Source organism: Thiofilum sp., assembly GCF_016711335.1.
Taxonomy (GTDB): domain Bacteria; phylum Pseudomonadota; class Gammaproteobacteria; order Thiotrichales; family Thiotrichaceae; genus Thiofilum.
Genome location: NZ_JADJTF010000001.1, coordinates 2,661,026 through 2,683,578 on the forward strand (window position 1 = coordinate 2,661,026; position 22,553 = coordinate 2,683,578).

Genomic DNA, 22,553 nt, shown 5'->3' on the forward strand with positions numbered 1-22,553 from the left:
GCCAGTACTTGATTATTTTAGTAGGTTATAAGTTTTATATTTTATTGCCTAGGTAGTAAGCATTTTATGAGCACCAGCCCCTATATCACTGAAACTGTGACTGATGTTAAGCATTGGAATGACACCTTGTTTTCCTTCCGCACCACTAGGGCGAAAAGTTTCCGCTTCGTGAATGGTCAGTTCGTGATGATTGGTTTAGAGGTAGAGGGTAAACCTCTAACTCGCGCTTATAGTATTGCTAGTGCCAATCACGAGGAGTTTTTAGAGTTTTTTAGTATTAAAGTTCAAGACGGCAAGCTCACTTCACGCCTACAACATTTGCAGGTAGGTGACTCAATTTATGTGAGTCGCAAACCGACGGGTACTCTAGTATTGCGCGATTTAAAGCCCGGCAAGCGTTTATTTTTATTTGCCACAGGCACGGGGTTAGCGCCTTTTATGAGCTTGGTACATGACCCTGAAATGTATGAAAATTTCGAGCAGATTATTTTGATGCATGGGGTACGCTGGGTGAATGAGTTGGCTTATAAGGATTATCTAGAGCAAGTGTTGCCTCAACATGAGTTACTAGGTGATTGGGTGCGCGAGAAACTGATTTATTACCCCGCCGTAACTCGTGAGCCTTTTATACATCATGGGCGTTTGACTCATTTAATTCAGTCAGGCGAGTTGTTTAAGCATATCCATCAAGCGCCGCTTAATCCTGAACTAGATCGGGCTATGATTTGTGGTAGCCCTGCGATGCTTGAAGATATAAGTCATATGTTGGATAGCTATGGTTTTAACATGTCGCCCCGTCAGGGTGAGCAAGGTGACTATGTGATTGAACGTGCTTTCGTAGACAAGTAAGTTTTCTCTTGCAGGTACTCATAGAAGAGGCTTTTTAAGCAAAGCCTGTGAGAATAGTAGGTGATCTAGCACAAAGCTGCCTAGATCACCCAGGTGGCTAGTTATACTTTATATCCGTGATCTAAGTTTTTAGCACTACTATAGCTGGCTATTAGCTGAGCATACTGTGAGTCGTTCAAGGTGCTTTTCAGGAGGCGAGCGCATTCCGCTTTTAATAATAAAATTTCGCGTTCTTTACCTAACATTTGATCGGTTAATGCGGTGGTAGTGGCTTCATCTGCACCGTTTAACATAGCCTCACGTAATTGACCGCGTATCACGGCGTATTCTGCTTCTAAACCTTCACGTTTAGGTTTAGCTACGGCGACCCAAGGATCAATAATATTGCGTTGTGCAGGTGTAATCCCTAATTGTGATTCAATGGTTTTGAAATAAGACATCAGCTCAATAATGGGCTGGGGAGCATCTGGGGATTTTGCCATCATAGTCGAGCTGCCCATCATGGTTGAATTATTGGGCATAATAGGAGCAGGTTTAGCCATCGTTTGATTGCCTTGAATGCCTTGTAAGAGGTTAAGCAACAGGCTTACTACTTGATTAAGTCCATTATTAAAGGTGGGGGCATTAGTCGCTTGAAAAGTAGGACGTAGCCCTTGGTTAAAGTTGATGTTAGCCGAAAATGAATTGACGGGGCGCATCAAGCTAGTTGGGATAGAGTTCATGAGCATTCTCCTTATGATTAAATAACTCGCTAGCGAGAGGGGTGTGAAATCGTTTATTAATACATATTGAAATGCTAATGGTTCTGATTTTGATTTATAGTTAGAACTGGATAAGGTGTGGCAATTACTTAGACCGATGGGATTGCATTGATAAATATCAAAACTACCCCTCAATTGCTATCGCCAGCGTCTCACGCACCACCTTTTCAGTTAAACGCGCCGAGCATAATTCTATAAAACGATAAGCATAGCCCCGCAAATAATGCCCATGCCGTACTGCAATTTGGGTAGTGTTCGATTTAAAAAGGGTAGACGCATTAAGCAGCACGAGTCCCGTATCACGCTGTGGATTAAAAGACATTGAGGCTAAAATTCCCACGCCTAAACCCAGTTCCACATAGGTTTTAATCACGTCAGAGTCGAGCGCTGAAATCACAATATCAGGTTTTAAACCCGCCTCATTAAACGCCTCATCAATATGGTGGCGACCTGTCATGCCTTCGTAATAGGTAATAATCGGGTAGCTAGCGAGTTGTTCTAAAGTTAGATAGGGGGCTTTAGCCAGTTCATGCCCTTCAGGTACGACCACCGCATGATTCCAATTGTAAAACGGGAAAGTAGCCAGATTATGAGTGTCCCCTAGTGCCTCGGTTGCAATCCCTATATCCGCTTGACCGGATTGTAGAGCTTGTACAATTTCAGTCGGACGTGATTGATGAATGGCTAGATGCACTTTGGGATAGAGCTTCTTAAACTCTGACACAATGGGAGGCAATATATAGCGGGCTTGAGTATGAGTGGTGGCAATCGTGAGTGAGCCTTCTTCACTATTGCTAAATTGCTCGGCTAATTGCTTGATATTATTCGCATCTAATAAAAGACGTTCCACAATCTCAATCAATTCACGTCCGGGATCTGTCAAACCTAATAGGCGCTTACCTCGGCGCACAAAAAGCGTAATACCCAACTCATCCTCTAGATCTTTAATATGTTTACTCACGCCTGACTGTGAGGTGAAAAGGGTTTGGGCTACTTCAGTTAGATTAAAGTTGCAGCGCACCGTTTCGCGTATAATTCTTAATTGCTGAAAATTCATATCACTCTCTATCCTGCTGCAAACACGCGTAATTGATTAGGGACTAAACGCACTTTCTGACCTTCGCGTAGTTGTAATTGCTGCAACTCAAGGGTTGGAATATCAACTTCAAAATGCTCGGTCTGCGTGGACGTATCTTGTAGCTCCACTCGTGCAGTAGGACCAAAAGCTAAGATACGCTGAATAGTCGCTGCAATACCTTTTGCCTGTTGTACATTCGGGTCTAGGGTTAATTCGTGGGGGCGAGCAAAGGCAATGACTTTATCTCCTTCGCTTAAACCCGTAGCAGATTCATTAATAGCTATAGGATTGCCTGATAAGTGCAATGCACCTTGCGCCCAAGTCCCTTCAAAGCGATTAGATGTGCCTAAGAAATTATAAGCAAAGGGAGTCGCAGGGTGATTGAATACTGCTAGGGGTGTGCCTACTTGTTCTACCTTGCCCCGATTCATCAGCACGATTTGATCGGCGACTTCGAGTGCTTCTTCTTGGTCGTGGGTAACAAAAATCGAGGTAATATGTAGCTCATGATGCAGTTGACGTAACCAGCGGCGCAATTCTTTACGTACCTTAGCATCCAAAGCACCAAAAGGCTCATCGAGTAATAGTACTTTAGGATCAACGGCTAAAGCGCGTGCTAGTGCAATCCGTTGGCGTTGCCCACCCGATAATTGACTAGGATAGCGTTTAGCTAGCGTGCTTAGCTGTATCAGCTCTAATAATTCATTTACCCGCTTAGTAATTTGTGCTTCTGAGGGGCGTGTTTTTTTGGGTTTAATGCGTAAACCAAAGGCAATATTGTCAAACACCGTCATATGCTGAAACAGCGCATAATGTTGAAACATAAAGCCTATGTGACGTTCGCGCACATGAGTATGCGAGGCATCTACCCCTTCTAAAATGACTTGACCACTATCCGCTTGCTCTAAGCCTGCAATAATACGCAGCAAGGTGGTTTTTCCACAGCCCGAAGGTCCTAGGAGTGCCACTAATTCGCCCGTAGGAAATTCAAGGGAGATATTATCCAGCGCTTGAAATTGCGCGAAGTGTTTATGAATGTTTTTGACTTCAATGCTCATGCTGCTTTCCACTCCACGAACCATTTAATAAATAAAGTAACCAACGCCAGTAAAGCGAGTAAAGAAGCCACTGCAAATGCTGCGGCAAATTGATACTCGTTATAAAGAATTTCAACATGCAAAGGTAGGGTAGTTGTTTGTCCACGCAAGTGACCTGACACGACTGATACCGCACCAAACTCACCCATGGCACGGGCATTAGCGAGAATAATGCCGTAGAGCAAACCCCATTTAATATTCGGCAGAGTCACATGCCAAAAGGTTTGCCAACCGGATGCACCTAATGAGACGGCGGCTTGCTCGGCTTCAGTACCTTGTGCTTCCATTAGGGGAATCAATTCACGCGCCACAAAAGGAAAAGTGACAAAAATAGTCGCTAATACAATCCCCGGCACGGCGAATATAACTTTCATATCATGCTCTACTAGCCACGCCCCAAACCAACCATTGACCCCAAAGACTAATACATACATTAAGCCCGCTACGACCGGAGAGACTGAAAAGGGTAGGTCAATTAAGGTGATGAGAAATTGCTTACCTGTAAAGTCAAACTTGCTAATACACCATGCCGCTGCGATACCAAAAATGACATTTAAAGGGATAGCAATACCTGCCGCTAATAGCGTTAGTTTAATAGCTGAGGCAGTGTCAGGATGAGTGATAGCACTTAAATAAGCTTCCCAACCTTTACGCAAAGCCTCAGTAAAAACCGCTGCTAAAGGCAATAACAAAAACAAACCAAAAAAACTCAAAGCAATAGTGAGTAATAAATACTTAACCCAGCGCGGTTCAGCGGTGGCTGGATTAGTTTCATAGATAGTATGGGTGGCGGTTTGCCCCAAATGAGAAATGGCTCCACTCATACCGTCACTCCCTTGAGTTCGGAACGACGATGAGCCGCCCAATGTTGTAATCCATTGATAATCAGCAGAAGTACAAACGAAACCACCAACATGACTGCCGCAATAGCCGTTGCTCCGGCTACATCAAATTGTTCTAAATGAGTAATAATCAACAGGGGAGTGATTTCGGACACCATTGGTATATTGCCCGCAATAAAGATCACCGAACCATACTCACCCACCGCCCGCGCAAAAGCTAAGGCAAATCCGGTTAAGATCGCGGGTAGTAAAGCAGGTGCGATAATATGAAGCACGGTTTGGAGGCGTGATGCACCGAGCGTAGTTGCGGCTTCTTCATAATCAATGCTCAATTCTTGTAAAACAGGTTGCACGGTACGTACTACAAACGGCAAGCCTATAAAAGTGAGCGCGACTAAAATACCTAAAGGAGTAAAGGCGACTTGAATACCCAAAGGGTCTAGTAAGCTACCTATCCAACCATTGGGTGCATAGATCGCTGATAGGGTAATGCCCGCCACTGCTGTTGGCAAAGCAAACGGTAGATCGATTAAAGCATCAACAAAACGCTTACCTGTAAACTCATAACGCACTAGCACCCAAGCCAGCAATAAACCAAAGACCACATTGATGCAGGCAGCTATTAGCGAGGTAAAAAAGGATACTTTATAGGAGGCTACGACTTGAGGAGCGCTAATCGTTTTCCAAAAACTCGTCCAGTCCATCGTAAAGGCTTCAATAAATACCGCAGCGAGCGGAATTAAAACGATCAAAGATAAATAAACAAGGGTATAGCCTAAGGTTAGATTAAAACCGGGGAGTACTTTTCTAAGCGATGCTGATTGGGCCATTGAGTCTCTCGTCTTGTACGGTGCTAGTTAACTGTGTTGGGGCTGCTATCTATGGGTTTAACCTTTGAAACATGCGCAGGGGCAAACACGTTGGTTTGCCCCTGCGCTTAATGGCTAACTAATACCGTTATTGGGCTACTTTGATTTGATCAAAGATACCGCCATTGCTGAAGTGTTTAGCTTGTACTTGCTCCCAAGTGCCAAATAGCTCGGCTAAGGTAAATAGCTTCACCTGACCAAAGTTAGCTTGATGTTTAGCAAAGGCGGCTTTGTCGCGTGGGCGGAAATAATGTTTGCCAATAATGTCCTGCACTTCGGGGGTGTATAAATATTCTAGGTAAGCTTTAGCGACTGCTTCAGTGCCATGTTTTTTGGCATATTTTTCTACCACCGTGACGGGTGGCTCAGCTAAAATCGACAAAGACGGTGTGACGATTTCATAGTTACCTTTGCCTAATTCATTGAGTACTAAGTAGGCTTCATTTTCCCAAGTGATCAGTACATCGCCGACATTGCGTTGGGTGAACGTGGTAGTAGAGCCACGCGCTCCGGTGTCGAGTACTTTTACATTGTCAAAGATTTGTTTAACAAAAGCTTGTGCTTTGGCTTCATTACCACCGGGTTGTTTTAAGGCATAACCCCACGCAGCTAAGTAGTTCCAACGTGCACCGCCTGAAGTTTTAGGATTAGGAGTGACTACATTGATACCGGATTTAGCCAGATCATCCCAGTCTTTAATATTTTTAGGATTACCCTTACGCACTAAAAACACGATAGTAGAAGTGTAAGGAGTGGAGTTTTGTGGCAATAGCTTTTGCCAGTCTTTAGAGATGAGATTGGCTTTAGCCAGTTCATCAATGTCATAGCCTAGCGCAAGTGTTGCTACATCGCCCTCTAAACCATCGACTAATGCTCGCGCTTGTTTACCAGAGCCGCCGTGTGAGCGATTAATTTCGAGGTTATCACCCGTTTTCTCTTTCCAATACTTAGTAAAAGCTAAGCCTACGTCTGCATAAAGCTCACGAGTAGGATCGTAGGAGACGTTTAATAGCGTTACGTCGGCTGCGTGGCTAAATGAACTAAAAGTGTTAATCCCGATAATCAGAGCAGCACCTAATAAAGTGCGTTTAAAGTTAGAAAATGCCATGTCTAGTATCCTGTAAAGCTGTGAGTAATTGTTTGTGTGAGGAGGATAGTAGAGGGGGCGCTGATTAAAGCGAACCAAGAAAAATCGCATTGCTTATGCAAAAAAGTGATTTAGAAGGACAGTGTTTAGTCGTTATTGAGATAATAATTCTGTAGAGCTTATAACAAATGGTGAAATAGATATGCTTTTATATTATTTTTCATGATAAATCAGAGTGATTAGAGTACAGCGTAATAACTCAATTGAGGACACTATAATGTCGCACTGGTTTAATGATAATTCGCAATCGATTGGCAATACTCCGCTCGTCAAACTCAATCGTGTCATCGGTGATGCAAAAGCTACCGTCTTAGCCAAGATTGAAGGGCGTAATCCCGCCTATTCGGTCAAATGTCGTATTGGTGCTGCCATGATCTGGGATGCTGAAAAGCGCGGCATACTCACCGCAGGTAAAGAGCTAGTCGAACCCACTAGCGGCAATACCGGAATTGCATTAGCTTTTGTGGCCGCAGCACGCGGTATTCCTTTGACCCTAACCATGCCTGAAACCATGAGTATTGAGCGGCGTAAATTACTGAGTGCCTATGGTGCAAAGCTGGTACTCACTGAGGGGCCAAAAGGTATGAATGGTGCGGTGGCTAAAGCCGAAGAAATTGCCGCCTCCGATCCTGATAAATATGTATTGCTGCAACAATTTAAAAACCCCGCTAATCCCGCTATCCATGTGGCAACTACGGGACCTGAAATCTGGAATGCCACGGAGGGCAATATTGATATTTTTGTCTCAGGGGTGGGCACGGGCGGAACGATCACGGGTGTATCCCGCTATTTTAAAGAAGTGCAGGGCAAAGCCATTCAATCGGTAGCAGTAGAGCCAACCGCGAGTCCAGTACTGACCCAAAAACGTAATGGTGAGCCGATTAAGCCTGCACCTCATAAGATTCAGGGTATTGGTGCTGGATTTATTAGTCCGTCTTCAAGGTTAAAACCACCGTCTTTAGACGGTCAGATTTATCTGCGATACTAGCTGGATGAAGGTTGGCATGAGGTCGTGAGAGATGGAGTATCGGTATGGAAGCCACACCGTCTACCGGATTGAGTATCACTTTGTATTTGTGACGAAATACCGCTATCCGGTACTGAAAGGGGATGTGGGGTTAAAGATACGGGAGTTGATCCGTCAAACCTGTCAAGCCTTTGAGATAGAAATAGTGAAGGGGGTGGTGAGCAAGGATCATGTGCATTTGTTGTTATCGGTGCCACCGGAGCTAGCACCGAGCGAGATCATGCGCCGAATTAAGGGTCGAAGTGCGGCAAAAATCTTTGAAAGCTACCCGGATTTAAGAAAGCGGTATTGGGGACAGCATTTTTGGGCGCGGGGTTATTTTTGTGCGACTTCAGGGGAATTGAGTGCTGAGATGATTAAGGCGTATTTAGAGCATCACTTTGAACCGAGGTTAGAGGATAACTTTAAGACAGAAGGCTAGACGGGTCTATTCGACCCGTATCCGGACTTTAGTCCTTTCAGCGAACCCTTCAGCTTTAGCTGATGGTTGTTAAGTCCAGAGGTATTGGATTTAGCGTTGGTCGATACGATTGAGCAGGTAACTAATGAAGAGGCGATTGATTACGCTCGCCGCTTGACACGTGAAGAGGGGATTTTAGCAGGTATTTCGTGTGGGGCTGCGGTAGCGGTCGCGGCACGTTTGGCTCAACGCGAGGAAAATGCAGGTAAAACCATTGTGGTGATTTTACCCGATTCAGGGGAGCGTTATTTAAGCTCAGCGTTGTTTGAAGGTATTTTTGATGAGAAAGGATTGCTAATTTCTTAGCTTTTTATGATCACAGTTATTAATCAATTTATTCTGCGGCATATCAAATCACTGGAAATGCTGGGCGTATTAATGCGTATTGCCAGTTTTAGCCTAGTGAGTTGGTTAGGGCCTCAGAGTCCGTTTATGTTAGTGTGGGTAGTGAATACCTGCGATGCGATCTTATTGGCATGGTGCTCGATTTTAAAAAAGGATCGAGCCTATACCGTATTAAATGTTTTTTGGATATTAGTGGGAATAATAGGAGTTTTACGTGCACAAAACTAGCTGTATGAATGAACGTTGTAAGAGATGCAGCTAAAAATAATTATATCAATTAAAATAATGATTAAGCGCCTAATGGGTTGTTTTTATAAATGCTTTAGGCGCTATCTTTTATCTTGCCCATATCGTTTTTATAAATGTTTCTATAAATAATAACCTACTTATTCTTTTATCTTGTTTAGTTGGCTTAAAAATTACCTCTTATTGATCAATTCGATATAAGTATAGCGCAAATAGTTAGTTCTTTAGTATTTTAAGATTTGTTAGCCTCTCAATCACCATTTAATTAAAAGGTTTTAATCAATGAATACTAAATCATTATGGTTGACGGCAGTCGTTAGTACAACATTATGGCTAGGAGTATTGGAGGCTGACGAAACTAATAAAGTCATTATTGCTTATCAAACAGGTGTTGATCCCTCCAAAATAGCGCAAGCAGATGGTGCTTATGAGAAGGCTACGGGACGTGAAATTGATTGGCGTAAATTTGAAAGTGGTGCTGAAGTAATTGCAGCAGTAGCGTCTGGCGATATTGTAGTGGGTAATATTGGTTCTAGTCCTTTAGCGGCAGCTGCAAGCCGTGGTTTACCTATTCAAACATTTTTAATTGCAGGGGTATTAGGAAGCTCAGAGGCATTAGTCGTGCGTAATGGCTCTAATATTACTAAACCAGAGGATTTGATAGGTAAAAAGATTGCAGTGCCTTTCGTATCGACTACGCATTACAGTTTATTAGCAGCACTCAATCATTGGGGAGTTGATCCTAAAAAGGTTGAAATCATTAATCTAAGACCTAGTGAAATATCAGCGGCTTGGGAGCGCGGTGATATTGATGCAGCTTATGTATGGGAACCTGCTTTAGGTAAAGCCAAAGCGTCGGGTAAAGAACTCACCAATTCGGATGAGGTAGGTAAATGGGGTTCACCTACGTTTGATGTTTGGATTACACGAAAAGACTTCGCTGAGAAAAACCCTAATTTTTTAACTCAATTTGCTAAGGTCACGACCACTGAAACGGCTCGTTATAATCAAGATCCCAAATCATATGTTGCAGATGCGAGTAATTTAGAAAAAATTGCGCGTATTACTGGCTCAAAAACCGAAGATATTAGTGTTTTCTTAGCAGGTAATCGTTATCCCAGTGCTAAAGAGCAGGTCGATATTCTCACTCAAAACTTTGCAGATGCGATTAAAAAGACGGCTGAGTTTTTAAAGTCACAGGGCAAGGTGGAAACAGTTCAAGCCGATTACCTGCCTTATGTTACTAATCAGTTTGTTAAAAATGCGGCTGAGTAGTGATTATGAGCAACGACTTATGCGTTGAACATCTTTTTGTACATTATCCAGAGCAGGCTTTTGCAGCGCTGGATAATGTATCCCTATCTATAGGTGAACGTGATTTAACTGTAGCTCTTGGTCCCTCTGGTTGCGGTAAAACTACGCTGTTAAATGTATTAGCAGGCTTTGTTGAACCTAGTGCGGGTAAGGTCACCTTAAACGGTAAGGCGCTAAAAGGTCCTTCGGCTGAGCGGGCGGTCGTGTTTCAAGATGATGCCTTATTACCTTGGTTGAATGTGATCGATAATGTCGCTTTTGGCTTGAGATTGCAGGGTATTACTCTAGCTGAGCGTACTAAAAGGGCTAAAGAAGTAATCGCTTTAGTAGGTTTAACAGGGTTTGAGGATTCCAATATTTGGCAGTTATCGGGTGGGATGCGTCAGCGTGTAGGCATAGCGCGTGCGCTCGCGGTACATTCGGAAGTCTTGCTGATGGATGAACCGTTTGGAGCTTTAGACGTTTTTACCCGTTCAGCCATGCAGGGATTATTGCTTAAAGCGTGGTCGCATACTAAGCAGCGTATTTTCCTTATTACCCATGATATTGAAGAAGCTCTGATCTTAGCCACGCATTTGATATTGATGACGCCCCGTCCGGGGAAAATTCAAACCGAATTAAGTTTAAGTTTTAACCAGCGTTATTTGCTGGGCGAGCCTTTACGCTCCATTAAATCCGATCCTTTGTTTATTAATTTACGTGAGCAATTGGTGGAGAGCCTCACTCCTCACGATCTCAAGGAGGCTATATGAGTGCATTAGAGTCTGAACTGGCTTTGAAATCATTAGGGTCAACTACCCCTCTCATTCACACTATTAGACAGTGGAAAGGGTGGCAGCAGTATCAATATCTATGGCTGGGTGGATTCAGTGTGGTGATGCTGACTGCCTTATGGTGGTTGGTAAGTGCCTTACAGTTTGTGCCTGCGTTATTTCTTCCAGCCCCTCAAGCGGTCGGGGATAAATTTATCCTTGTGAGTAGCACAGGCTTTATGGATGCAACGTTATGGCAGCATACGCTGGCGAGCTTACAACGTATTTTATTAGGCTTGGCGTTTGCTGTTGCTATAGGTATCCCGTTGGGTTTGTGGATGGGTTGCAATCGAGTGGTGCAAGGACTATTAGACCCCCTAGTAGAAATCTATCGACCTATTCCTCCCTTAGCTTACTTACCTTTATTAGTCATTTGGTTTGGCATTGGTGAGTTGACTAAAGTCTTGTTGATTTTTCTAGCTATTTTAGCACCTATTATTATAGCCACCGCTCACGGTGTCTTGGCTACGAATAAAAGCCGTAAATATGCAGCACTTTCTTTAGGAGCATCCAAACAACAACTACTGTGGTATGTGATTTTACCTAGTGCCCTACCTAGCATTCTTACAGGGATTCGTATTGGCTTGGGGGCGGGATGGTCCACCTTGGTAGCTGCCGAATTGGTGGCAGCCACTCGTGGCTTAGGCTTTATGGTGCAATCAGCCGCACAATTTTTAGTAACCGATGTAGTTATTTTGGGCATTTTAGTGATTGCATTGATTGCCTTTGCTATTGAAATGGCTTTGCGTCAGCTACAAAAGCGCCTAACTCCTTGGTATAGCCATAGCGAATAAATCACCCCTAGCTTTTTAAATCGTTAAATCGAGATTACCTTTATGCTAAGTTTTAAACGTTTAACCCCCGCCATTGGCGCAGAAGTCTTAGGCATTGATTTTACTCAGCCCATTGCGTGGCAAGAGCAGCAGCAATTACAAGAGGCTTTAGTGACTTATCAAGTGCTTTTTGTACGTAATCAGCCGATTACTGCGGAGCAGCAACGTGATTTTGCTCGCTCATTTGGTGATTTGCATTTACATCCCATTTATCCCAAGGTTCCGAATGTACCAGAGGTCTTAGTACTGGATAATTACCAAACTGATCTAACAGATAATGCTATTTGGCATACCGATGTAACCTTTATTCAAACCCCACCTGCTGCCTGTATTTTAAGTGCTAAACAAGTGCCTGAGTATGGCGGTGATACTTTATGGTCTAGTGGCTTTGCCGCTTGGCAAGGACTATCACCGCAATTACGTAAGTTATTAGAGGGTTTAACCGCTACCCATGATTTTGTACAGTCTTTTCCAAAAGAGCGTTTTGGCAATACTCCAGAAACAGCTGAGCAATGGGAAAAAGCACGTTTAACTAATCCACCTGTGATTCATCCTGTTATCAGAACGCATCCAGTAACAGGGTTAAAGGCTTTATTTGTTAATGAGAGTTTCACAACAGTCATTAATGAACTACCTAAGCCTGAAAGCGATGCTATTTTGGCATTTTTATTTAAGCATATTGCACGCCCTGAATATACGGTACGCTGGCATTGGCAAGTGAATGATATTGCCTTTTGGGATAATCGCTCGACTCAGCACTATGCAACGAATGATTATGGTAAAGCGCATCGTATTATGCAGCGAGCTACTATTTTAGGTGACAAACCTTATTAAATTAATAAAAATTATTCATATAAAACGGTCGGATGTTTAAGACCTTCTAATTTAATTAGAAGGCCTTTTTAGTTTGGAGAGTTAATTACATGGTTTAACTCTCATCGAGAGTTTAGCTACCCAAATAGCTCTTGAGTAATGTTTTTATACCAGCCATGTGCATAAGCAGCCTCGGTTTTACGTACCTCATCGCTGACAGCTAGGGGTGATACACCACCCGCATCTTTCACGCTCACAATAGAAGGTTTACCTTCTTCGGTAGTGCCGACCTTATAGACTGCTGCAATAGAGATACCGTAGTCTTTGCCCACAAGACTGTAACACGTATTAATATGTGAGGTTTCAGCTAATTCCTTACCCTGTAAAGTGCTCACAATGGCGGCGGCGGCTGTTTTAGCTTGTGAATTAGCGGAGTAGGCTGATTTAGGCATAGCCCCTGCAATACAAGCATCCCCAATGACATAGACATCTTTATGCAAAGTCGACTCAAATGTTTTGAAATCCACTGGACACCAGCCTGCTTCATTGGCTAAGCCTATATCATGGGCGAGTTTGCCAGCTTTTTGCGGAGGAATAATATTGAGTACGGCTGCTTTAATATCGTCACTAAAAGCTGTAGTCACTGTGCGAGTGTTAACATCTACTTTTTTGACTTCAGCCTGATCTTCTAAACCCTTCCATTCAATCAGGCTATTATCAGTCCCATAGCCATAGAGCTTTTTCCAACCTTCGATAAATAACTCTTGTTTAGAAAAAGATGACTTAGCATCTAAAATGAGCACTTTAGACTTAGGTTTATATTGCTTAAGGTATTGTGCCACTAAGCTGGCTCGCTCATAAGGACCCGGTGGGCAACGATACGGATTAGCAGGTACTGAAATGACTACTAGACCACCATCCGTCATAGCTTCTAGTTGGTTACGTAATAAGGTTGTTTGTTCACCGGCTTTCCACGCATGAGGAATTATTGTCGCGGCTTGCTCATCATACCCTTCAATCGCATCCCATTTTAAATCAGTGCCCGGCGATACCACTAATTTATCGTATTTGAATGTCCCCTGTTGAGTGGTGACGGTTTTGGTTTGAGTATCTACTTGAGTAACTTCATCAATGACTACATTGATACCCGCTTTACGTAAATTTTCGTAATTAAAGCCAATGCTGTCTAGCGAGCGTTCTCCAGCAATGACCTCATTACTCATATAGCAGGTGTGATAAATCGGGTTGCGTTCAATTAAGGTGACTTCAATACTGGGATCAAAACGGCGTAGATAGCGAGCAGCGGTGGCTCCACCACTACCCCCACCAATCACAATCACTTTTGCCCCAGCACCCCACGAAATGAGGGGAAAGCCCATTAAACCTAAAGCCGCAGTACCTAAGCCCGCTTTTAATACAGTACGACGTGAAATAGTAGACATGAGGGTACTCCTTTATTGAGCGGTATTGGGCTGAGTGGCTAGGTAGTTGGCAATGAGTTTCAGGTCTTCATCGCTATAGCCCTTGGCAATGCGATTCATTAGGGTGGCGGGGCGCTCTCCGCTCTTAAAAGCTAATAAGAGTTCTTGTAGTTTGGTTTCACTGTAACCATTCAAGCTAGGAATGGGTATGCCACTACTGACACCTTGAGGGCCATGACAAGCAAAACAGGGCTGAGTCAATAAACTTCCACGACTAATAGGGGATGTATTATCAGCCGCTTGAGTGACAGGTAGATATAAAACTAAGCTTAAACAACTTAAGCGTAGGAGTGTCGAGTATGACCGCATGAGGATATTCCTTCGATAGGCTATAAAAACAATAGAGCCTATTTAACAAGGGCATAGTCATGATGAGAAATAACTAAATTTGCTTAGCTTATTTTAAAAAGTGCTAAAGATTTATATTGAAGTACAAAAATTAGATAAAAGGCGACTTTTGATCGCCTTTAACATAGTTAGGCTTAGTATTTCCGGCTTAAACGTTTCACCACATTCACCAGCACATCAATTTCCTCAAAGGTATTATAAAACGCAAAGGAGGGGCGCACCGTGGCTTCTAAACCAAAACGGCGCAAAATCGGTTGCGCACAATGATGACCTGTACGTACTGCAATGCCCTCTTGATTAAGCGCTTTGCCCACTTGTTCAGTGGTATAGCCGTCTAATACAAAGGACACCACACTCGCTTTAAGCGGTGCTGTTCCAATCAAACGCACTCCTTTAATCGGTTTTAAGTGCTCAGTTGCATACTCCACTAAAGCATGCTCATACGCTGCAATAGTGGGTAAACCTAAACGACTCACATAATCCAATGCGGTAGCTAAGCCTACTGCATCGGCAATATTACCCGTACCCGCTTCAAAACGTAGTGGTGGTTTACGATAGACTGTGTGCTCAAAAGTCACATCTTCAATCATATTACCACCCCCTTGCCACGGTTTTATTTGGTCGAGTAATTCAGCCTTACCATAGACCGTACCAATTCCCGTCGGACCAAAAATCTTATGCCCTGAAAACACATAAAAGTCCGTATCTAAGGCTTGTACATTGACCGGAAGATGCGAAATACCCTGTGCACCATCGATTAAGGTCTTAGCACCGACGCTATGCGCTAGAGCCACTATTTCCTCAATGGGTGTGATAGTCCCTAGAGCATTAGACACTTGTGTCACGGATACCAGTTTAGTTTTAGTGCTCAGCAGCTTGACGTATTCGTGTAATAGCAATTGCCCGTGATCATCCACTGGAATCACCTTAAGCACTATCCCGATCTCTTCGCGCAATTGTTGCCAAGGTACTATATTGGCGTGATGCTCTAAGTGGGAAATAATGATCTCATCGCCTGCTTTGAGGTTTTGTTTGCCCCATGATTTAGCGATTAAATTAATACCTTCGGTCGTGCCGCGTACAAAAATCACTTCTTCGGCTGATTGTGCACCGATGAAATGAGCGATGGTTTGACGTGCATTATCATAAGCATCAGAGGCACGAGCCGCGAGTTCATGAGCAGCACGATGCACATTAGAGTTTTCATGTTGGTAGAAATAACTAAGGCGATCAATCACTACCTGTGGCTTTTGGGTAGTGGCTGCATTATCAAACCAAATTAAAGGTTTGCCATTCACACGTTCCTGCAAAATAGGAAAGTCACGTCGTATCGCATGAATATCAAAAGAGGTGCGAGGTATAGAAGGGGGAGCGGTAAAACCTTGATGACTGTACACACCTGAAGGCGAGCTGGGAATAATAGGGGTATGGATTACAGTACTTGGGTGAGGATTGGCGTACTCTAAGAAATAGTAAGGTGCTTGATTAGGAGCGCTATTATGAGCACTAGGATTAGCAAAAGCTTGGTTGACTAAGCCTAAATCAAGCTTACTTAAATCAAGGTCTGGTAAACCCAATCCTTTGGGTTTGCTAGTAAAATCGGGATAGCTATAGGGTATGGTTCCGGTTGCCGCGCTACTAGAGACTAAGGCAGGAAGCCGTTGTACCAATGCTGGAGTATTCACCCAATGCTGTACATCATTCTGGGGCAAGAGTGCCACAGTGGGCGGAATAGTAGGTGTTGCTTCAGTGGGAAGTGCTCCAAATAGGCTAGAGGCTAGCTGTGCTAGCCAAGCCTCATCCACCGGAGCACCTGTATTACTTATAGGTGTCTGGGTAGTCATGATACTTGTCCACCTCCACATCATCTAACACAGCTAGTGCATCCTCGGTCAGTACTGCCAGTGAGCAATAAAGAGATACCAAATAAGAAGCTATCGCACTGCGATTAATACCCATGAAGCGTACCGATAATCCCGGACTTTGCTCGCCTACTAAACCGGGTTGAAATAAACCGACGACTCCTTGACGTTTTTCCCCACTGCGCACTAATAAAATTTTGGTTTTGCCATTCTCAACAGGTACTTTGTCTGACGGAATTAAAGGAATACCGCGCCAAGTAATAAATTGTGAACCAAATAAGCTAACAGTAGGAGGCGGTACACCGCGCCGTGTACATTCACGCCCAAAAGCAGCAATACCCGAAGGATGGGTTAAAAAGAATCCGGGTTCTTTCCAGACTTTACGTAATAAATCATCCAAATCGTCCGGTGTCGGTGCACCTGTCAGGGTAGAGAGGCGTTGTTCCTCGCTAACACTGGCTAGTAATCCATATTCAGGATTATTAATTAGCTCACTTTCTTGGCGCTCTTTAATGGTTTCAATAGTTAAACGCAATTGCTCACGGATTTGATCATGTGGGCTGCTGTATAAATCGGATACTCGCGTGTGTACATCTAGAATAGTAGATACACCATTTAGAAAGTACTCACGAGGAGCCGTATCGTAATCGACGAAAGTTTCAGGCAGTGAGGATTCATCGCGTTGAGTACAGGCAACTCTAACGTCTTGAGGATTACTCACGCGATTGACACGATAAATGCCTGCTTCTACCGGAACCCATTGTAAGAGTTGTACTAACCAGCGTGGGGTAATAGTCGATAATTGCGGAGCAGTTTTGGTCGCATTCGCTAACTGCCGCGCGGCGTTATCACTCAACGCGCGTTGAGTGTATTCCGTTTCAGCCATGAGGGGCTTCTCCTTGCAGAATAAATAATAAAATTAAAAACTTAAAGAGTGTTAATGAGAACTTTGAGTGATATAGCTATGAGGTGGAACCGCATGGGTGAGCCATACATTGCTGCCAATAGTAGACCCTTGCCCAATAGTGACATGCCCTAATACTGTGGCTCCGGCATAAATCACTACGTCATCCTCTAGCACAGGGTGGCGGGGCAAACCCTTTTGCAAACTACCATCGATATTCTTAGGAAAGCTTTTAGCACCTAAGGTAACGGCTTGATAAAGGCGCACGTTTTTGCCAATCACACTCGTCTCACCAATGACGACGCCTGTGCCATGATCAATAAAAAAGCCACTATCAATCGTAGCTCCCGGATGAATATCAATTCCGGTTTCTGAGTGGGCTAATTCCGCAATCATGCGAGCAATTAAGGTCAGGTCTTTTAAATATAATTCGTGCGCGATGCGGTGATAGAGAATGGCTTTAATCCCCGGATAGCAAATGAGTACTTCATCTACCGTGCGAGCAGCAGGATCACCATTAAAAGCCGCTAATACATCTAAATCGAGATTTTTTCTAATAGTGGGAAGTGTTTTGGCAAAGTCATAGACCAATTGCTTAGCCTGTATTTCTAAATGAAAGTTCTCATCGGGAGAGTATGATTGAAACTGGTAATTATAGGCTAACTCTAGTTTCACTTGAGCAAATAAGCTATTAAGTGCAGTATCGAGTTTAAGCCCTACATAATAATCTTCGGTTTCAGTATTTAAATGAGCGGGACCTAAGCGTAATGGAAATAATACATGAGCTAGTGTTTTAACCGTATGGTGTAATACCTCTTGAGAGGGAAAGTAATGCCCATTATTTAAATCCAGATGATTATATTCTTGCCGCCATGCTTGACGCAGCTCTTTTAGTTCATTGACGATAGTTTCTAAATGCCAACCTTGTTTAGGGTAAAGATCAGTTTCCGGTAATTGCTTCATCGATTGAAATTCCATTAGTTTTGTTGCCAAGGTAAATGATGAAAGCGCCAACCACCTAGTTGACCCCGTTGTTGGTTTTCATCTAAGTCACCCTCGAAACCTTGAGCTACATTAAAGACTTGAGTGAAGCCCGCTTTAGTAGCTGCTTCTGCTGCTTGAGCCGAACGTTTACCGCTACGACAAATGAATAAAAGTGTTTGATGTTTAGAGAATTTACGTTCTAATTCTTTAACAAAGCGAGGATTACGCGTGAGATGAGTCCCTATAGCCCAAGGAATATGAATACTATTAGGCACTGAGCCTACAAAAGTTAATTCTTCTAAAGTACGCACATCGATTAAAATAGCTAAGCCATTTTGAATTAAATGCCAAGCTTGTCTAGGGTGAAAACTTCCCGCATAAGGGAGTTTAGCATTATAGGGACTAGCTGAGTTGAAGGTGAAGCAGTTACTAGGTTGGTGATTGTCTAAATTTAAAACTTCACTCATGATAGTACTCCCTAAAGTATTTTTAAGCTAAAAACGAATGTGCTTAGGCTAGCAAAAGTGCTATCTGGAGAGAAATAATTAAATGTGAAATGGTTATATGGTTTTTGGTATTAGATTAATTTCTATAAGCTAATTATAAAATAGCTATAAGCATATAGTTTAACCCATATGCTTAATCACTAAGTATTTAATAAAACTGTTAAATTAAAAACTACTAGCTAGGCTAAAAGAGCCTTGAGGGAGATAAGCTTGAGATTGGTACAGGTCATTAAAGATTTCTAAGCCTTTTGGCCACGCACCAAAACCCGAAGCGACATTAATGTGACCCGCATCCCCAATATTAATTAATAAACTTTCCCAAGCATCCGCCCATGCTTGTGCACTCTCCACACTCATCCAAGGATCATTAGTGCTGGCTACTATAGCGCTAGGAAAGGGTAGGGGCTGTTTGGGCAATTGAGAGGCGATTGTGTGAGCAGAGTTAATGTAGGGTTTGCCCATAACAAAACCTTGTACGTTAAAACGGTTTGGCTCAGCAGGAGCGACTAGCATAGCGCCTGTGATACGTTCAGGGCGTTGAAAAGCAGCATGGACACTCGCTAAGCAGCCAAAACTGTGCGCAATCAACCAAATCTTACCGCGATGCTGATCAATGTACTCAACAATGCGGCGTGACCATTCAATGAGTACTGGGTTATCCCAGTTGTCTTGTTCTACACGTATGGTGTTGGGTAGTTTGCGCTCAATCCAAGTCTGCCAATGTTGCAGTTCACTCCCATAAAGTCCGGGCACTATGAGAATATGTTCCATTAAGCACTCCTCGCATTCATTTTAATATGCAGGTACTTTAGTAAGCTTAAGTTCTAAAATGAACTAAGAAAAAATGGATTAGTTATTATAAAAACGTAGTAAGCAAGATCTAGCACAAAAATCATTGTGCATTTTGGAACAGTTTTAGTGTTAGGAGTGCCGCACTGAAGTCTACACAGACGTATTGGCATGAGTGTACGATTACTTTGAATCGCCTAACAGAATGGCTATTAAATGGTTAATACTGTGGGAAAGCGCACCCCCTTAGGTAACGCGCTACTATCTTTAGGTGCTAAGCCTTGATAAGTGTTTAGTGTTATAACCGTTGAGAGGAGTGTGAAATGAGTCAAATACTGAGTGAAGTATTGGCAGCTAATGCAGAGTATGTCGCTAATTTTGGAGATAAAGGGCAGCTCGCCCTGCCACCTGCGCGGCATTTTGCCATTTTAACGTGTATGGATGCCCGCCTTGATCCAGCTAAATATGCGGGTTTGTCTGAGGGGGATGCGCATGTGATTCGTAATGCGGGGGGGCGTGCGAGTGATGATGCTATTCGGTCATTGGTCATTTCTTATAAGTTACTAGGTACGCGTGAGTGGTTTGTGATTCATCATACTGATTGCGGTATGGAGCTGTTTTCTAATGAGATTATGGGCAATTTGCTCGCCAGCAGTTTAAAAACGGCAACAATTGATGCAAACGGTTGGCATGATAGCGGAGTGGGTGAGGGCAGTGGCGAGGGACGCTATATTCAATGGCTCACTATTCCCCAACGTGAGCAAAGTGTGGTGGAGGATGTTAAGCGGATTCGTAATCACCCCTTAGTACCGAATGATATTCCTATTTATGGCTATATTTACGATTGCAAAACCGGACGTTTAGTAGAAGTACCGGAGGCTACTGAGGCAGGGCGTAGTGCCTAGTAGGCGTTAGAGCTTAATTACTTGGTGGCAAATCAGTTAGAGTCTGACCAGAGTACGACAGCATTACTCTGGTACTAAAAACTTAGTTTGGACAATGGTACTAATAAAATAGAGGTTTCAATCCAACGCTTTGACGATGAAATAACACGTTTTGCCAGTAGTCGCCCCTCTTGCTCCCTCGTATCATAGCGCCTTAACGATTGCTAAAGGACGCACTATGGCGCGATTACATCAGGAGCTAGGCATATTAAGCGGTACTAGCCTGCTCACCACCTCACTCTTAGGCACGGGCATATTTGTGATTCCCGCCTTGGGCGCAACCGTCGCTCAGCAGGAATCACTATGGTCGTGGATATTACTGATCTTATTAGTGATTCCTCTAGGGCTAACCTTTGCAGAGTTGGGGCGACGCTATCCGCATGCAGGAGGGGTGAGCCATTATATTAGCCGTAGCTTTGGCGCTCAGTGGGAAATGCTCACTGCCTTATTATTTCTCACCGTCATACCCGTAGGCTTACCCGCAGCACTCATGATAGCGGTTGGGTTTGTGCAATCGGTGTGGGCTTTGCCTGCTTGGGAATTACTGTTGATTCAAATCCTTACCTTATTAGCTATGTTAGGCTTGGGGCTAGCAGGGGCAAAAACTTCGGGGCAGGTGCAGCTAGTCATTGCTTTATTAATTATTGCTATGGTAGTTGCCTTATGGTGGGGTACGAATATCAGTCTAACAGACATTACCCCTCCCGCGATGACTGAGAATGCCTTGCCCGATATTACCCGTGCTATGGGCGTGATGTTTTGGTGCTTTGTAGGCTTAGAGGCTTTCGCGCATTTAGGCGAGGAATTTCGCCGCCCCGAACGTGATTTACCGATTGCTATATTATTAGGGATTTTAATCGCGGGCTTAGTGTATTGGGCGTGTGCAGTGGTGGTGATTAAGCTTGGAGCCTATGGTACTCATGAAGCCAATACTCAGTCTGTACCGCATATGATCACCTTATTATTTGGAGCGGAGGCGCGTTGGATAGCGGCAATCATTGGCTTTTTGGCGTGTTTTGCTTCCATGAATATTTATGTGCAAGGCTTTGCGCGTTTGATCTGGAGCTTAGCGGATGAGGGTAAATTGCCGCGTTATTTAGCACATACCAATGTGCGTAAAATCCCTACCCATGCGCTTTATGCCACCGTACTGACTTGTATGGTATTTGCAACTTTATTTTGGTGGTGGCAAAGCGATCTGGATAGTTTAATTCGTTATGCCAATGGCAATTTTGTCTTGCTATATCTGTTGTGCATGTTAGCGGGTGTAAAACTATTGACGGGTTGGGCGCAAATTGTAGCGGTCTTAAGCACTTTTTTATGTGCATTTATGTTTGTGTTTTTGGGTGAAGAAAGCTATTACGCGTTGGCGGTGGTTGGGTTATTTATGGTTTATGCGTTGCTCAATAAGTGGCGTGCTGCGGAGGTGAAATCATGACTATTTTAAATCAACGCACTATTTCACCGTTGATCACCAGCTCAGGACAGCCCTTATTCAATGAAATCGATCAGATTGCCGAGCAAGGTTGCAAAGCTGTGATTAATCTAGCCATGCCGACCTCACCCAATGCGTTTCCTGAAGAAGGTTTTGAGGTGATTGAGCGTGGTATGAGCTATTTTCATATTCCCGTACCGTTTGAAGCACCGAATGAATGGCATCTGCAACAGTTTTTTACGCTCATGAGCTTGCTTAAGGATGAGAAAATTTGGGTGCATTGTGCGCTCAATTATCGCGCCTCAGCCTTTTTGTATCGTTATTATCGTGAGGTATTAAAGGTATCAGAGTATGAGGCTCAAGCAGTACGCTTGCCAGAGTGGGAACCTGATGAGGTGTGGCAAGCGTTTATGACGGCAAAGACTTGATAGAGTTAATGCAAACGCATGCCTTGTTGTGCCATGCGTTTTTCTAAAATGGATTGACCATACACGCTGACATGCACTGAATTAATCAAAGCGGCTAATTCATCATCAGTGACTAAACCTAAAAACTCACCTGCCTGCATAAAGCCTTCACAACGATGTTTGTCGGCGGCGGAGACAGGTTTTCCGGCTTTAGCTGCTTGGAATGCGTCGCGTAATTGCGCCCGCAGCTCAGTTAAGAATTTTTCTTTTAGCATAATGAAGCCTTTGGAGTTAAGAGTGAAACACATAAGTACTGAAAGACAAGTACTCTAAAACCTCGAACAAAATTGGCAAGTCCTCTTATCAATCAACATAAGCTAAGTGTAAGCCAAAGTACTTT

Annotated in this window: 25 protein-coding genes and 1 pseudogene; 12 read left to right on the plus strand and 14 right to left on the minus strand. The window is 43.5% G+C overall.

Annotated features, from left to right (window positions below):
• Window positions 1-66: 66 nt before the first annotated feature.
• Window positions 67-849: a ferredoxin--NADP reductase gene (locus IPL34_RS12740; RefSeq protein ID WP_296841825.1), complete on the plus strand. Its 783-nt coding sequence runs from the start codon at window positions 67-69 to the stop codon at window positions 847-849.
• Window positions 850-950: 101 nt separating this feature from the next.
• Here IPL34_RS12740 and IPL34_RS12745 read toward each other — a convergent pair whose 3' ends face one another.
• From IPL34_RS12745 to IPL34_RS12770, 6 genes and pseudogenes are all read right to left on the minus strand, one after another.
• A complete protein-coding gene (locus IPL34_RS12745) occupies window positions 951-1,571 on the minus strand; it encodes a hypothetical protein (RefSeq protein ID WP_296841826.1) in 621 nt (206 codons plus the stop codon).
• 163 nt (window positions 1,572-1,734) lie between these two features.
• Complete coding sequence (locus IPL34_RS12750; RefSeq protein WP_296841827.1) at window positions 1,735-2,667, minus strand: CysB family HTH-type transcriptional regulator; 933 nt, start codon at window positions 2,665-2,667, stop codon at window positions 1,735-1,737.
• Between the two features lie 8 nt (window positions 2,668-2,675).
• The gene (locus tag IPL34_RS12755) at window positions 2,676-3,740 is read right to left on the minus strand and encodes a sulfate ABC transporter ATP-binding protein (protein ID WP_366931099.1); all 1,065 of its coding nucleotides are present in this window, start codon (window positions 3,738-3,740) and stop codon (window positions 2,676-2,678) included.
• Window positions 3,656-4,609: pseudogene (gene cysW, locus IPL34_RS12760) on the minus strand (sulfate ABC transporter permease subunit CysW). Before cysW ends, IPL34_RS12755 begins: the two are co-directional and overlap by 85 nt.
• Window positions 4,606-5,457: a sulfate ABC transporter permease subunit CysT gene (gene cysT / locus IPL34_RS12765; protein WP_296841830.1), complete on the minus strand. Its 852-nt coding sequence runs from the start codon at window positions 5,455-5,457 to the stop codon at window positions 4,606-4,608. Before cysT ends, cysW begins: the two are co-directional and overlap by 4 nt.
• A 127-nt stretch (window positions 5,458-5,584) precedes the next feature.
• Window positions 5,585-6,604, minus strand: coding sequence for a sulfate ABC transporter substrate-binding protein (locus tag IPL34_RS12770; RefSeq protein WP_296841831.1), 1,020 nt, complete (start codon window positions 6,602-6,604; stop codon window positions 5,585-5,587).
• Window positions 6,605-6,860: 256 nt separating this feature from the next.
• On the opposite strand from IPL34_RS12770, the gene IPL34_RS12775 reads away from it, so the two are divergent.
• The 8 genes from IPL34_RS12775 to tauD all read left to right on the plus strand — a co-directional run bounded on the left by IPL34_RS12775 (window position 6,861) and on the right by tauD (window position 12,514).
• Window positions 6,861-7,631 (plus strand): pyridoxal-phosphate dependent enzyme, encoded by a 771-nt coding sequence (locus IPL34_RS12775; protein WP_296841832.1) that lies wholly within the window; start codon window positions 6,861-6,863, stop codon window positions 7,629-7,631.
• Between the two features lie 31 nt (window positions 7,632-7,662).
• Window positions 7,663-8,091: an IS200/IS605 family transposase gene (tnpA, locus tag IPL34_RS12780; protein WP_296839491.1), complete on the plus strand. Its 429-nt coding sequence runs from the start codon at window positions 7,663-7,665 to the stop codon at window positions 8,089-8,091.
• Between the two features lie 66 nt (window positions 8,092-8,157).
• Window positions 8,158-8,436: a pyridoxal-phosphate dependent enzyme gene (locus IPL34_RS12785; protein WP_366931045.1), complete on the plus strand. Its 279-nt coding sequence runs from the start codon at window positions 8,158-8,160 to the stop codon at window positions 8,434-8,436.
• Window positions 8,437-8,442: 6 nt separating this feature from the next.
• The gene (locus tag IPL34_RS12790) at window positions 8,443-8,703 is read left to right on the plus strand and encodes a hypothetical protein (RefSeq protein ID WP_296841833.1); all 261 of its coding nucleotides are present in this window, start codon (window positions 8,443-8,445) and stop codon (window positions 8,701-8,703) included.
• 300 nt (window positions 8,704-9,003) lie between these two features.
• Window positions 9,004-9,996 (plus strand): taurine ABC transporter substrate-binding protein, encoded by a 993-nt coding sequence (gene tauA, locus IPL34_RS12795; protein WP_296841834.1) that lies wholly within the window; start codon window positions 9,004-9,006, stop codon window positions 9,994-9,996.
• Window positions 9,997-10,001: 5 nt separating this feature from the next.
• Complete coding sequence (tauB, locus tag IPL34_RS12800) at window positions 10,002-10,787, plus strand: taurine ABC transporter ATP-binding subunit (protein ID WP_296841835.1); 786 nt, start codon at window positions 10,002-10,004, stop codon at window positions 10,785-10,787.
• Window positions 10,784-11,641 carry a taurine ABC transporter permease TauC gene (gene tauC, locus IPL34_RS12805; RefSeq protein ID WP_296841836.1) on the plus strand — a complete coding sequence of 286 codons (858 nt, stop codon included), beginning with the start codon at window positions 10,784-10,786 and terminating at the stop codon, window positions 11,639-11,641. The genes tauB and tauC overlap by 4 nt, the downstream gene beginning before the upstream one ends.
• A 42-nt stretch (window positions 11,642-11,683) precedes the next feature.
• On the plus strand, window positions 11,684-12,514 hold the full coding sequence (gene tauD / locus IPL34_RS12810; protein ID WP_296841837.1) for a taurine dioxygenase: 831 nt from the start codon (window positions 11,684-11,686) through the stop codon (window positions 12,512-12,514).
• A gap of 116 nt (window positions 12,515-12,630) precedes the next feature.
• Here the strand turns inward: tauD and IPL34_RS12815 are convergent, their stop codons facing one another.
• From IPL34_RS12815 to IPL34_RS12845, 7 genes are all read right to left on the minus strand, one after another.
• Window positions 12,631-13,935 carry an FCSD flavin-binding domain-containing protein gene (locus tag IPL34_RS12815; protein ID WP_296841838.1) on the minus strand — a complete coding sequence of 435 codons (1,305 nt, stop codon included), beginning with the start codon at window positions 13,933-13,935 and terminating at the stop codon, window positions 12,631-12,633.
• Between the two features lie 12 nt (window positions 13,936-13,947).
• Entirely contained in the window at window positions 13,948-14,283 is a 336-nt protein-coding gene (locus tag IPL34_RS12820; protein ID WP_296841839.1) for a c-type cytochrome, read from the minus strand.
• 173 nt (window positions 14,284-14,456) lie between these two features.
• Entirely contained in the window at window positions 14,457-16,166 is a 1,710-nt protein-coding gene (locus IPL34_RS12825) for a family 2A encapsulin nanocompartment cargo protein cysteine desulfurase (RefSeq protein ID WP_296841840.1), read from the minus strand.
• Window positions 16,141-17,070, minus strand: coding sequence for a family 2A encapsulin nanocompartment shell protein (locus IPL34_RS12830; RefSeq protein WP_296841841.1), 930 nt, complete (start codon window positions 17,068-17,070; stop codon window positions 16,141-16,143). Before IPL34_RS12830 ends, IPL34_RS12825 begins: the two co-directional genes overlap by 26 nt.
• A 51-nt stretch (window positions 17,071-17,121) precedes the next feature.
• Window positions 17,122-18,051 (minus strand): serine O-acetyltransferase EpsC, encoded by a 930-nt coding sequence (epsC, locus tag IPL34_RS12835; protein WP_296841842.1) that lies wholly within the window; start codon window positions 18,049-18,051, stop codon window positions 17,122-17,124.
• A gap of 14 nt (window positions 18,052-18,065) precedes the next feature.
• Complete coding sequence (locus IPL34_RS12840; RefSeq protein ID WP_296841843.1) at window positions 18,066-18,539, minus strand: rhodanese-like domain-containing protein; 474 nt, start codon at window positions 18,537-18,539, stop codon at window positions 18,066-18,068.
• 204 nt (window positions 18,540-18,743) lie between these two features.
• Complete coding sequence (locus IPL34_RS12845; protein WP_296841844.1) at window positions 18,744-19,349, minus strand: alpha/beta hydrolase; 606 nt, start codon at window positions 19,347-19,349, stop codon at window positions 18,744-18,746.
• 341 nt (window positions 19,350-19,690) lie between these two features.
• Here IPL34_RS12845 and IPL34_RS12850 point away from each other — a divergent pair, with 341 nt between their 5' ends.
• The 3 genes from IPL34_RS12850 to IPL34_RS12860 all read left to right on the plus strand — a co-directional run bounded on the left by IPL34_RS12850 (window position 19,691) and on the right by IPL34_RS12860 (window position 22,174).
• The gene (locus IPL34_RS12850) at window positions 19,691-20,272 is read left to right on the plus strand and encodes a carbonic anhydrase (protein ID WP_296841845.1); all 582 of its coding nucleotides are present in this window, start codon (window positions 19,691-19,693) and stop codon (window positions 20,270-20,272) included.
• 217 nt (window positions 20,273-20,489) lie between these two features.
• Window positions 20,490-21,749, plus strand: a complete 1,260-nt coding sequence (yjeH, locus tag IPL34_RS12855; RefSeq protein WP_296841846.1) for an L-methionine/branched-chain amino acid transporter — start codon at window positions 20,490-20,492, stop codon at window positions 21,747-21,749.
• On the plus strand, window positions 21,746-22,174 hold the full coding sequence (locus IPL34_RS12860) for a protein tyrosine phosphatase family protein (RefSeq protein ID WP_296841847.1): 429 nt from the start codon (window positions 21,746-21,748) through the stop codon (window positions 22,172-22,174). The genes yjeH and IPL34_RS12860 overlap by 4 nt, the downstream gene beginning before the upstream one ends.
• Before the next feature lie 5 nt (window positions 22,175-22,179).
• Here IPL34_RS12860 and IPL34_RS12865 read toward each other — a convergent pair whose 3' ends face one another.
• Window positions 22,180-22,428 (minus strand): hypothetical protein, encoded by a 249-nt coding sequence (locus tag IPL34_RS12865; RefSeq protein WP_296841848.1) that lies wholly within the window; start codon window positions 22,426-22,428, stop codon window positions 22,180-22,182.
• Window positions 22,429-22,553: the final 125 nt, after the last annotated feature.